The following is a 12,372-nucleotide window of genomic DNA, read 5'->3' as shown; positions in this document are numbered from 1 at the left end:
TGGTTATGGTTTCTTAACAATGCTAACCCTTTTGTAGAGTGCGTTGCTCCTAGGTTCGACGACCTCAAATCTATTCCTCTCTAACTTAACACAGGGACAATCATTCCCAAGATTCAATCCATCCGATCTCAAGACTTTGAGACGTTGATACAGGTTCGATCATTTATATTATAAGCAATTTTAATAACTTTTATGTTTATTTATAAGCCAGAATTGTATACCCTAGGAAAATAGTCTAATAAAAGATAGGAATAAAAACCAACAATGCAAAATTCTCTTGAACCCTTATCTGAATTGAAGCCAACCTGGTTAGGACGATTTCGGATTATCAATACCTTAGAAATGATTCAAGACTTAATTGTCATTTCTTTATGTATTGGGCTATTTTGTTTTATGGTTTTGCAACTTAGAGAAATGTTTTTCTCTCTGCTACCTCCCTTAAACTTTCAAGAAGTCACAGCAGATATTTTATTCCTATTAATTCTGGTTGAACTGTTTCGCTTGTTAATTATTTATTTACAAGAAAAACGCATTTCAATTGGAGTTGCGGTGGAAGTTTCCATTGTTTCCGTATTACGAGAAGTTATCGTTAAAGGAGTTTTAGAAACCGAATGGATTCAAATTTTAGCAACGGGTGGATTTTTATTAGTTTTAGCTGTGATTTTATTAGTCCGGGTTTGGATTCCGCCAACCTTTGAAGGAATTAATCCTGAACGTCGGATTACGCAGCGTTACAAATGGATACAAACCCCTCACCCTCACACAGACTCAGTAGAAATTTCTTCCCCCAATTAACCCCAGAAATATTAATGAAGTCAGGGCTATTTAATAAATTAAACAGCCTTGGCATTCATCAATCTTAAATTCTACCCCGGAGTTTTAATATTTTCTGCAAATCCAAAGTTTAGGGTTGGAGGTTCTAAAGTCGGAATCATGATATCAATTCCTGGGGGTAAAGGCGGTAATTTCGGGATTCCCGTTTCGACATTCTTTGTATTTTGTTCTAATTTCGCAATAAATTCCGATGAAGGAACTTCCGCCACCTTCATGGTATTCAATAATTGAGCCAGTGCTACCTCCAGATCATTGCGAGGGTCAATCGCCACCCAACCTTGACTGGTCAACTTCCGCAACTCAAAGTGTAAGTGTGGCCCCGTTGACATTCCCGTATTTCCCACTCGTCCAATGACTTCTCCCTGTTTCACGGTTTCTCCAGGTTTAACAAACAATTCCGACAAGTGAGCATAAAGGGTTTCCTGGGATTTTTCCGAGTGATTCAGGACAACGGCCATTCCATACCCGCCTAACCAGTCAGCAATGGACACTTGACCCGAATAGGAAGCAACAACAGGAGTCCCTTCATCGGCGCCTAAATCAATCCCCGTGTGAAAACGGCCATAACCCAAAACCGGGTGTTGTCGCCAACCAAATAACGAAGTAATGGGTGCTGGAATACTCAAGGGGAAAAGCAGGTTAGTATCGCCATTTCCCCGAACCGCCGCAGGTCGTTGGGTACGATTATAATAAGCCAAACCCGAATTACTCATGCTGCTGACAGCAATGGGGCCAACTGCAATCGAGCTAAACCCAGTCACCGCGACTTCCCCTCCATAGGAGCCTCCAGACCCATAATCAATGGGTTGAGGTTGCCAGGAAGAATAATTCCCCTCAGAACTTCCTCCAAGGGTAGGTTCAGAATTTGCGAAAAATTGATTAGACTCAGAAGCAACCGTCTGTGGATTCACTAAGGGATTAGGGATGGAGGGATTGATATTTCCGATATAGGGAGTATTGCCCCTATAGGGAAAAGAATTGTTATCCGCTTGATAAATGGGTGAAGGATAAGCAGGAGAGCATAAATCTCCGGCGGCTTGTCCTAGCTGTAAAGCGGTTTCGCATCCGGTTGAACGGTCAGAAAACACGACGGTAGAGGGAGCTTCATAACCTTCTGTTGCGCCGATTTGGTAATCTGTTGTATCAATATAAGCATTCGCTGGAGAATCTGTTGCAGGTGCTGGTTCGGGTAAAACAATTTCCTGTTGCGGTGGGGGGACAATATTAGGAATTTCCGGTTCCAACGGTTCAGAATAATATTCTGTTTCAGGATGATAGGCTGGTTCAGAATAATCCGGTTCAGGTTCTATAAAATTATCAGTAATCGGTGCAGGTTCACTATAGGATGTTTCCGGTTCAATCAGGGGTTCAACATCAGGAAACCCAACCGGATCACTATATTCTGCGGGAGTTTCAGTAGAATAGACGTCTTGAGTGGGCGGGAGTGCGGAGGGAGAAACCGCTTCCACAGGCTCGGCTTCTACAGGAATCGAAAATTCATCCGTCGCAATTACACGGCTAGTTAATAGCACTAAACCAGTCAGACAACCTAAACCCAAGAGTGTGTATCGTCCTGATAAGCAATTTAAACCATAACGATATTGAACCACGTGGCGAGACGGTCGAGATTTGGCACGGGGGGAGGATGGAGATTGGGGATGGGAGTAGCTGGGTTCCGTCATTTCTTCACACAACCAATGATGATCTAACCGTTTAACTGTAGCCGACACTTATTGTACCGGGCTGGAGCTCAATTTCTTGAGAAAATCCAATTTCTGTTTTGGGATACAGACCCACTCGCAGGTTCCCCTGTTCCGAAACACCTAAGATCACACCCGTTTGCTCGGCGATGGAGATCGGCTTCCCAATACAGGTTAACAGTTGGGTATAATCCGTTAAAACCTTGTTAATATTAGCACTTAATAATTGTTGAATACCGAGATCTAATCCCTGTATCACTAATGCGGCTAAAAATTCTAAAGATTGAATCGGTGGTGCTGTGTAGGAACAGGGTTTTTCTGCCTTCGCAAAAAAGGTTTGTAAATTAATTCCGATTTCAGGAACAGGGTTACTCCAGTTTAAACCAACTCCGATAACCGCTTGGGTAATATAATGTTGAGAAATTTTCGTTTCGGTGAGAATTCCGCCCAATTTTTTTTGATTTAAAATTAAATCATTCGGCCATTTGAGTTGAACCGGACAACCGCGATCGCGTAAAATAGTGGCTATACCCCAAGCCGAACATAAGGTGAATTGAGCTTGTTTCGCCACAGGAAGCTTGAATTCGACAATTTTTGATAAAAATAACCCTCCTTGATTTGACTGCCATTGTCGCCCCCACTGTCCCCGTCCAGCCGTTTGTTGTCCAGCAATAACAACGGTTCCTGCTGGTTCACCTTGTTCTAACAATTCCCAAGCGGTTTGATTCGTTGAAACTAAGGTATCAAAATAGTGAATAGTTGGTAGTAGAGATGTGTCATAGCACGTCTCCATGAGGGTTTGTAAGGCGGATTGTAAACGAGATAAATTGAAAGTCACAGCAAATTTTAGGTTGTTGAGTTGTTTGTTCAATTAATTGACTAAGCCAGGAACCCTCCATTTATTATAAAGTAATAAAGGAAACTTTATTGGAACAGAGAAAATGCCTCTTTTTGGATTTAAAATATTACTTTATATCGATTCAATGAGCGGCACTATGCTGAGATCTTCAATCTACAACGGCATAAGCCCTAAAACATAATTGCATTGATTAACCGAATGATTTTTAGCCAAATCAAGGATAATCCCATCTGACTGGGCAAAAAATTCTTGAATTTGGGGTAATTCTCCCGTTTTATTAAATGTTAAAATTTCATAGATTTTTTGGTTTTTCTGAACTTTTTCTCCTAATTTTACATCAAACTTCAGCATCCCTCCTGTGGTAGAATAATAATATTCGAGTTGATTTTTTAGCTTTAAGATTATTTTATGATTTTGAGTTTGAGATAAAGGAAAATGGTCAATGGATAACATCTCTTTGCTGGCGAGATAATTTTTAATCCCGCGAACTCCTTTTTCTACAGATTCAGGATTCATTTCTAACCCAGAACCTAGTTCTAATGTCCAAGCTTCAATCTCAAATTGAATATGATTTCCTAGTTTTTGAAATTCTCGTTCTAACGCTAACCAAGGTTTAATCAATGCCTCATCAAAAGCATCGCCATCATAAACATCCTTCAATAATATTCCATAATCTAAGAGAAAAGCTTTGGCACTTTCTTCTCGACCTTGAAAACAATATAAATAATCGATAGAATCATTGGTTGCGCTGTGTAAATCAATTAAATAATCCGCATCCAGACATAAACTTTGCAGTTGATAACGATAATATTGATCGTAGGTCACTCCTAAAAAACTTTTTATTGATTCAGATAATTGATGAAATTGATTTAAAATCAGTTGTCGATATTGAGTTTGAATCTCCTGAAGGTTTAAATGTTGATGCTCTTGGGCAAATTGGGCAATATTAGCACCTGTTTTTTCATAATCCCAAAAAATTCGATTCCAATCTTTACCATTATACGGATCATATCGACCGGAAGAAAAATAATGCGATCGCTGATTCACACCCACAGGATTACAAACCGGAACTAACCAGATTTCTCCGGTTAATTGTTCTGTATCTAAACTGATTAAAAATTGAATTAACTCTTGAATAACGGCATTCCCACTAATTTCGGCTCCGTGTAAATTAGATTGTAAATAAGCTTTTTTACCCGGTTTAGATCCATTAAATTGATAAACTTGGAGCCCTAACTGATCGCCAGAAGCAAGTTTGACTAAAGGAAGAGTTACAATATTAGGAATCATCAGACTATTAAAAGGATATAGAACTTCTAAATAGGTTGTAATATTTTATTGTAGGGGTTTGGTTGCCAAACCCTCTAGGGTTCTGGGTTGGAAAACCCAACCCCTAAAGTTATTGTTCACAACTCAAATAGGATTGCTATAGTGAGTTTTAGAATACAATGACCGGGACAATCAAGGGACAACTGAATCAGAACACCGCCTCTGAGGATGTGAAACTTTCTATTTTTATTCAGTTTTCTCCCACTCTCCTGTCATTCGAGCTAAAATTTAGGCACAATTAAGATTAGCCATATTATTTAGATTCTTGTGTCCTACTCTACCCAAAACGATCCCCAACTGGATCTCAACACCCTGTTTCCGTTTCCCCTGGATGACTTTCAGTACAATGCCATTGGCGCATTGAATGAAGGAAAATCCGTTGTCGTCTGTGCGCCAACAGGTTCAGGGAAAACGTTAGTCGGGGAATATGCTATCCATCGGGCAGTGGCGGGCAACAGACGAGTTTTCTACACCACACCCTTGAAAGCCTTATCTAATCAAAAATTTAGGGACTTTAGAGAGGTATTAGGGCCAGAAAAAGTGGGGTTACTAACAGGGGATATTTCCATCAACCGGGATGCGGCGGTGGTGGTGATGACAACGGAGATCTTCCGCAATATGCTTTATGGTACACCGATTGGCGAAGTTGGAACCTCCCTGGAAGCAGTCGAGGCGGTGATTTTGGATGAATGCCATTATATGAATGATCGCCAACGGGGGACAGTTTGGGAAGAGTCAATTATTTATTGTCCCCGTGAAATTCAATTAGTCGCGTTATCCGCAACGGTTGCCAATAGTGAACAATTAACCGATTGGATTTCTAGGGTTCATGGCCCCACCGAGTTAATTTATTCTAACTTTCGACCTGTACCTTTGCAATATCATTTTTGCAATACCAAAGGGTTATTTCCTTTATTAGACAATACGCTTAAAAAAATTAATCCTCGCCTCAAAGAACGTAAAGGAACTCCCCCACAACGCGGGAGAAATCGCAATGATGTTCCCAATTTAACGGCGGTTATTTCCCATCTGCAAGAACGGGATATGTTACCTGCTATTTATTTTATCTTTAGTCGTAAAGGTTGCGATCGCTCTGTTGCAGAAGTTCGTCATTTATCTTTAGTTAATGAAGCCGAAGCCGCCTTATTAAAAAAACGCATTGATGCCTTTGTTGCTGCCAGTCCAGAAGGCATTCGCCCCGAACAATTAGAAGTTTTATATCGAGGCATTGCTGCCCACCATGCGGGATTATTACCGACTTGGAAAGGGTTAGTTGAAGAGTTATTTCAACAAGGGTTAATTAAAGTCGTATTTGCCACAGAAACCCTTGCTGCTGGCATTAATATGCCCGCTAGAACAACGGTGATTTCAAGTTTATCGAAACGCACCGATGATGGTCATCGCTTATTAAAACCCTCGGAATTTTTGCAAATGTCGGGACGGGCTGGACGGCGAGGAATGGATATTGAAGGGTATGTGGTAACGGTACAAACTCCCTTTGAAGGAGCAAAAGAAGCCGCCTATTTAGCTACTTCTAAACCTGACCCGTTAGTGAGTCAATTTACCCCAAGTTATGGCATGGTTTTGAATTTATTACAACGCCATACTTTAGAAGAAGCAAAAGAATTAATTGAACGCAGTTTCGGACAATATTTATCAACCATTAATTTAATTCCGGCTCAACGAGAAATCGAAATTATGCAAGCGGAATTAGCATTGATTGAGACACAATTTGGCTTTCAAGGTGAACAAAACATGGCATTATTGGAGGAAATCTTAGCCAGTTTTGGCAAAATCTATGAACGCTTGCGAGAAGAACGCCGTTTATTAAAGTTATTACAACGTCAAGCCGAAGACAGTCGAATGCACCAAATGGCCTTGACGATGGATTCAACGCCGTTAGGAGCCATTATCGGGTTACGGGGAAAGCACGTCCCGACGGCGCGGGGTTTGGAAGCTGACCCCATTCCTGCGGTGTTAGTGGCAAAAACTCCCAGTTCAGGACAAGCGCCCTATTTCTTATGTTTAGGGCGGGATAATCGTTGGTATGTGGTGAGTTCAGCCGATATTGTGATTGTACAACCCTCCTCTCAACGGTTAAATGTGGATTATCTGGAAATTCCTAATATTCCGTTTAAATTGGGGCAATGTCGCAAAGGCGATGAGTTAACGGTGGCGATGGCACAACACATTCCTAATTTAACGTTACCTGAACCGCCCCCAGAAGTGGTGATTCAACAGGAACAAGTCGAACGATTAGAATTAGAATTAGATGCCCATCCGATTCATGAATGGGGGAAACCGAATAAACTATTAAAACGCTGGCAACGTTGGGCAGAATTAGACGAAATGATTCAAGAACGACGAACAGAATTAGAAGATGATTTAGCTCGTCATTGGCAGGAATTTTTGGCTTTAATTTCGATTTTGCAATATTTTGAAGCGTTAGATGAATTGAAACCGACGGATTTAGGTCAAGCAACGGCGGCTTTACGAGGTGATAATGAATTATGGTTAGGGTTAGCTTTAAAATCGGGGATTTTTGATGACCTTGACCCCCATCATTTAGCGGCGGCTTGTGCTGCGTTAGTGACAGAAGTTTATCGTCCCGATAGTTGGACACGCTATAATTTATCAGACGATGTGGAAAATACTCTAGGGCGGTTGCGGGGGCTGCGTCAGGAGTTATTTAAGCAACAACGACGCTATCGGGTGGCGTTACCGATTTGGTTAGAACGAGATTTAACGGGTTTAATTGAACAATGGGCTTTAGAAACCGATTGGTTAGAGTTAGTTGCTAATACCAGTTTAGATGAAGGGGATATTGTCCGAATGTTCCGGCGTACCTTAGATTTTCTCTCTCAAATACCTCATGTACCTCATTTAAGCGAAACTTTAAAACAAAATTCCATTCGCGCCCGTCATTTAATTGATCGATTCCCGATTAATGAAGCGGTGGATTAGTTCTACAGTAGGGACGATGATCTACGCATCTGTCCCCTGTAGAGACGCGCCAATAGCCTTCGGCATCGCTACGCTAAGGCGCGTCTCTACGTGGGTTTAGGAGATTATCTGTAGTATCAATTTCAGGATGGAATATTAGCAATATACTCCGCCAGACAACGACCAACATACTCAGCAAGCTTTACGGGTACAGCATTACCGATTAATTGTTCAAGATTAGTTTTAGAACCTTCAAATATAAAATGCTCTGGGAATGTTTGTAGATAACTTCTTTCAAGAGTGGTTAAAGGACGAACATTTGATGATAGTAACGCTGAATCCCCAGGATGAGCTTGATAGGTTTTTGGAATCGGTCGATTAACTCCCCTAACTGTTGGACTAGGTTCGTCAATACTAAACACGCCCCGCCTTTTGTAACTTCTTGGATGTCTATAGTAATGCTCAACATCTAAAGTCTTACCGATACTCTTAAAATATTGTCGAATTGTCAGAGATTGATTAGCTAGATTATTGTTCAAATAAGGCTCTATTTTTTGATCTTCTCCACCAAGTTCTCCAATCCAGAAAAATCGTTTTCTACTTTGGGGTACACCGCATAAACTAGCATCTAATATTTTTTCAGTCAGACCGTAACCAGCCGATTTAAAAAGTTGCTTTGCGTCTTTATATTTGGTGCTTTTGACAAATCGGTCTACATTTTCCATGATAAAAAATTGAGGCTTGATCATAGTAACAATTTCAGCAAAAGAAATCGTTAAATCTCCTCTACCTAAAGTTTCATCCCGTTTTCCAGCACTCGAAAAATCTTGACAAGGTGGCCCTCCAGCGATAATATCAGGTTGAAATCCTTGAATAATATCAAACACTCCTTGAAAATCGCCTAAATCCGCCAGAAATGCTGGGTGTTTAAAGTTTTTTTGATAAGTCTTAACAGCTAATTCCCAATTGTCAAAACCAGCAACTACATCAAAACCCGCATTTTGAATTCCCAGAGATAACCCACCACAACCGGAAAAAAGATCTATAACTTTAAGATTGATTAGTTTCATTTCCATTATTTTCAAAAATAATTGAGGGTGTGTGGTGTCTGCGCGACACGAACACACCCTAGAAATGAAGTTGAAATTAACGGATTGTTGCTAATTGTTTTTCCGGTTTTCCAATCGGTGCACTTAACGCTTCTTCTAATGGTGCTCGTCCTAAGCGTTCTTCTAAAATATCCATCACCGTCCGACCAAAATCATTGGGGTTGCGGTTCCACGCTTCTAAACAAACTTCTCCAAAAAATGAGCCTAATGGTTCTGGATTCCACAGTAATTTTCTCGCTGTCCAAGGCATTAAACTCATCGGATTATACCCAGGTGTTAATATCTGTTGCTCAAAGGCATATTCCTCTAAATGGGTGTGGGGTTGTAACCCAATAAAGAAAATGGCAGGTTCCACTTTATCCGCCCCAAAAATCGCTTCTAATTCGCGATGATAGGCAATAGTTTGACGAATGGTATCAAAGGTTTCATCAATCACATTAAAGGAATAATTCACCGAAACCAAATCATTAAACCCGGCGGCTTTTAAATCTCGACAATTTTCTAAGACCACTCGCAGGTTATATCCCATCCGCATTTTTCTAACTAATTCTTGGGAACCACTGGTAATGCCAATTTCAAAATAATTCATTCCCGTTTTTGCCATTAATTGACATAATTCTGGAGTTAAATTATCCGCTCGAATATAAGCCGCCCAGTGAATATCGGTCATCCCCGCATCAAGGATTTTTTGTAATAATTCAATCGCATCATCAATAAAGCGACGAGCAGGGATAAATTGTGCATCGGTAAACCAAAAGTTTCTAATTCCTCGGTTATAAAGTTGCTGCATTTCCGCAACCACTTCATCGGCGGGATTAATTCTAACTTGTTTCCCTTCAATCACTGTGTAAATACAGTAACAACAATTATGGGGACACCCTCGCTTGGTTTGTACCCCAATATAAAAGTCTTGGTCTTGGAAATAATATTGAAATTCCGGCCAAATACTTTCAATATAATCGTAATTACAGGCAGTTTTTTCAAAATTCATGGGTTGTTCATGAATTAAGCGATCACGGGGTGTTGTTTCTCCTACAATATAACAACGTTCATTTGCTAAATCTTCCCCTCTTAATAGCTTTTCAAGTAAACTTTCCCCTTCTCCCACCGAAACAATGGTTCCTTTGGGTAAACTTGTTCCTAACTGTTCATAAAAAACACTGACAGCCCCGCCACCAACCACAACTCGCGCTTGGGGATTATATCGTTGAGAGCGATATAAACCGCGTTTAATTAATCCTAAATTGCGCCAAAGTTCGGTATAATAGGAAGTTGCTAACCGTAATCCTCCTAAAGCACCGCGTAACTTAATCAAAGGATTTTTTGCATAATAAAATTCAAAGGCATTTTGTAGGGGATTGCCACCCCGTCCCCCAACCGGGGCGTAAATTTGAATATCTCGCCAAGAAAAGACTAATAATGTCGGTTGAAACTCATCAACACAAGCATCTAACGCAGCAGCATAATCCAAAGGGGGAACCGCCCCTAAATCAAAAATGCGCTGTTGAACGCTGGGGAACAGTTTGTGAACGTGATCAGACAGATAAACCACCCCAATCGGAAAAATCGGGTTACAGGGGAGGCGAACGTAAAGGATTTTATCTTCCATAGGACTTTTGTGGGTCAAGCGCAACTGGGACGGTAATGGATGAAGTTATATCGAGTTTGCTTAAGATTCCTTAACACTATAACGAATTTTCGCAAGTTTAGGGTTAGCAATCTGAGAACGCCTTCAAGTTTGGATCAGCATCAGACATCGAGATTGACTGATCCCCATCCCTTGAAACCCTCGTTTTTTCCCAATCTTAATTTTAAAAGAATTTCTTTAAAATCACGGGAAACCTTTGACTGTGTTGAGATGTTTCCCTAAGATGGCTAAGTATAATCTCGGATTGGTAGTGGCAGTTACAACCAACGGGGATCAGCAAATGTTAACGTGACAGGTAATCCGTAAAAAATAATTACCTCAAAGCTTCTTGATTTCAGATATGGCTCAAATTCTTGATCCCCTACCGTCAAATAGTTCTGGTCGAATTTTGTGCTGCTATGTTAACGCTACCAGCCATATTCAGATCGCTCGCATTAGTAACGTTCTGAATTGGTACTTTGAGCGCGTGGTTTTCCCTGGACAACGTTTAGTGTTTGAGGCGATCCCCCAAGCGACCTTAGAAATTCATACCGGCAGTATGGCCAGTGCTATTATTGCTGATAATATTCCTTGTGAGCGTCTCCAGATTGATCAAGCTTCCATGAGCTCGGATCATAAACCTGTAACGCTGAATTCTCAACCCCTAAGTCAACCGCGAACCTTTACCAGTAAACGTAATGTTAAACTGGAACCTTTAACAACTCCTGCTTTAAGTTCTGTTGATTAATTTTAAGAAAATTGTGATAACAAAATTATGACACCTGGGGCACTGCAAATTAATGGTTAATTGAGATTCAGTGCTGGGTGTCATTCCGTGTATAAACTGCTTTAATATGACCGTTGAAACCCTTAGTCCTACTGTATTTCGCATTTCTGCGATTATTCGCATCACCTTGTTAAGTCTTTACACGGTGCTGATGATCCCCTTACCTTTTTTGTCAAAAGCTGTCCAGGCTCCTGTTCCGCCGATGGTTCTCTGGGTGGGAATTGGACTCGGAGCCATAATCCTTTATGGTTTGCTGACTGAACAAGTAATTGTGGATGAGTGGGGAATTCAAGTGACTTATTCCCCTTGGGTGAGACTCGTTCCGGGATTTCGCAAAGGTTGGTCGCTTCCCTGGAATCAAATCAAAGCCTTGAAACCTAAAACCACAGGACAAGGAGGACTGGTTTATTATTTTTTAACTCAAACCGGAGAGGGATATTTGCTCCCGATGCGAATGGCTGGTTTTTCCCGGTTTGTGGCAATGGTTCAAGCTCAAACGGGGATTGATACAACCGATGTACGTCCTTTGGCTCAACCTTGGATGTATTTGATTTTATTCGGGTGTAGTTTATTATTGGGTTTAGTCGATATTTGGACAATTTCTACAGCATTGAACGGTTAAATTCAACCGTAATCGATCTCGTTATAAGACCAAGGTGGGAGATTGAAAACGAGCGTGTCTATGCCTTACGGCAGGCTACGCCAACAGACCTGAGATGAAAAACGACTCAGGGGAATTTATTCCCCGTGAATATTTTCCTGATTTATGTTAACATAGAAACCGGTCGAAACCCGGAAATTTTCATGAGAGTTCTGGAATATAAAATTAAAGGCAAACCTAGTCAATATCAAGCGATTGAGCAAGCCATTCGCACGACCCAATTTGTTCGCAACAAAGCGATTAGATATTGGATAGATCATTCCAGAGAATTGAAGATTGACAAGTTTGCCTTAAACAAATATTCTACAATTCTCAGAAAAGAATTCTCGTTTGTTAACGATCTAAATTCAATGGCAGTTCAATCCGCAGCCGAGCGGGGATCGACTGCCATTAGTCGTTTTTATGACAATTGTAAGAAAAAGATTTTGGGTAAAAAAGGATATCCCCAATTCCAGAAAGATGGCCGTTCCGTTGAATACAAAACATCGGGTTGGTCATTACATCCCACCAAAAGGCAAGTCAC

Annotated in this window: 9 protein-coding genes and 1 pseudogene; 5 read left to right on the top strand and 5 right to left on the bottom strand. The window is 40.8% G+C overall.

The window, feature by feature from the left end; all coding sequences use genetic code 11:
• Positions 1-264 precede the first annotated feature (264 nt).
• On the top strand, positions 265-795 hold the full coding sequence (locus ACKPEB_RS04215) for a phosphate-starvation-inducible PsiE family protein (protein WP_408963570.1): 531 nt from the start codon (positions 265-267) through the stop codon (positions 793-795).
• A gap of 71 nt (positions 796-866) precedes the next feature.
• Here the strand turns inward: ACKPEB_RS04215 and ACKPEB_RS04210 are convergent, their stop codons facing one another.
• From ACKPEB_RS04210 to ACKPEB_RS04200, 3 genes are all read right to left on the bottom strand, one after another.
• Positions 867-2,564, bottom strand: coding sequence for a peptidoglycan DD-metalloendopeptidase family protein (locus ACKPEB_RS04210; RefSeq protein ID WP_408963569.1), 1,698 nt, complete (start codon positions 2,562-2,564; stop codon positions 867-869).
• Positions 2,548-3,372, bottom strand: a complete 825-nt coding sequence (locus tag ACKPEB_RS04205; RefSeq protein WP_408963568.1) for a biotin--[acetyl-CoA-carboxylase] ligase — start codon at positions 3,370-3,372, stop codon at positions 2,548-2,550. Before ACKPEB_RS04205 ends, ACKPEB_RS04210 begins: the two co-directional genes overlap by 17 nt.
• A gap of 174 nt (positions 3,373-3,546) precedes the next feature.
• Positions 3,547-4,683: a succinylglutamate desuccinylase/aspartoacylase family protein gene (locus ACKPEB_RS04200; RefSeq protein WP_408963567.1), complete on the bottom strand. Its 1,137-nt coding sequence runs from the start codon at positions 4,681-4,683 to the stop codon at positions 3,547-3,549.
• Positions 4,684-4,989: 306 nt separating this feature from the next.
• On the opposite strand from ACKPEB_RS04200, the gene ACKPEB_RS04195 reads away from it, so the two are divergent.
• Positions 4,990-7,686, top strand: coding sequence for a DEAD/DEAH box helicase (locus ACKPEB_RS04195; RefSeq protein ID WP_408963566.1), 2,697 nt, complete (start codon positions 4,990-4,992; stop codon positions 7,684-7,686).
• Positions 7,687-7,808: 122 nt separating this feature from the next.
• On the opposite strand, the gene ACKPEB_RS04190 is transcribed toward ACKPEB_RS04195, so the two are convergent.
• Together ACKPEB_RS04190 and ACKPEB_RS04185 are read right to left on the bottom strand one after the other, a co-directional pair.
• The gene (locus ACKPEB_RS04190; protein ID WP_408967512.1) at positions 7,809-8,741 is read right to left on the bottom strand and encodes a DNA cytosine methyltransferase; all 933 of its coding nucleotides are present in this window, start codon (positions 8,739-8,741) and stop codon (positions 7,809-7,811) included.
• A 70-nt stretch (positions 8,742-8,811) separates the two neighbouring features.
• On the bottom strand, positions 8,812-10,383 hold the full coding sequence (locus tag ACKPEB_RS04185; RefSeq protein ID WP_408963564.1) for a photosystem II high light acclimation radical SAM protein: 1,572 nt from the start codon (positions 10,381-10,383) through the stop codon (positions 8,812-8,814).
• Between the two features lie 379 nt (positions 10,384-10,762).
• On the opposite strand from ACKPEB_RS04185, the gene ACKPEB_RS04180 reads away from it, so the two are divergent.
• The 3 genes and pseudogenes from ACKPEB_RS04180 to ACKPEB_RS04170 all read left to right on the top strand — a co-directional run.
• Positions 10,763-11,149 carry a DUF1830 domain-containing protein gene (locus ACKPEB_RS04180; protein WP_408963563.1) on the top strand — a complete coding sequence of 129 codons (387 nt, stop codon included), beginning with the start codon at positions 10,763-10,765 and terminating at the stop codon, positions 11,147-11,149.
• Positions 11,150-11,255: 106 nt separating this feature from the next.
• Positions 11,256-11,810 carry a hypothetical protein gene (locus tag ACKPEB_RS04175; protein WP_408963562.1) on the top strand — a complete coding sequence of 185 codons (555 nt, stop codon included), beginning with the start codon at positions 11,256-11,258 and terminating at the stop codon, positions 11,808-11,810.
• A gap of 182 nt (positions 11,811-11,992) precedes the next feature.
• Positions 11,993-12,372, top strand: a pseudogene (locus ACKPEB_RS04170) (transposase); the annotation flags it as partial.

Source organism: Planktothrix sp. (assembly GCF_046067725.1).
Taxonomy (GTDB): domain Bacteria; phylum Cyanobacteriota; class Cyanobacteriia; order Cyanobacteriales; family Microcoleaceae; genus Planktothrix.
This window is presented reverse-complemented; position numbering and strand designations above follow the sequence as displayed.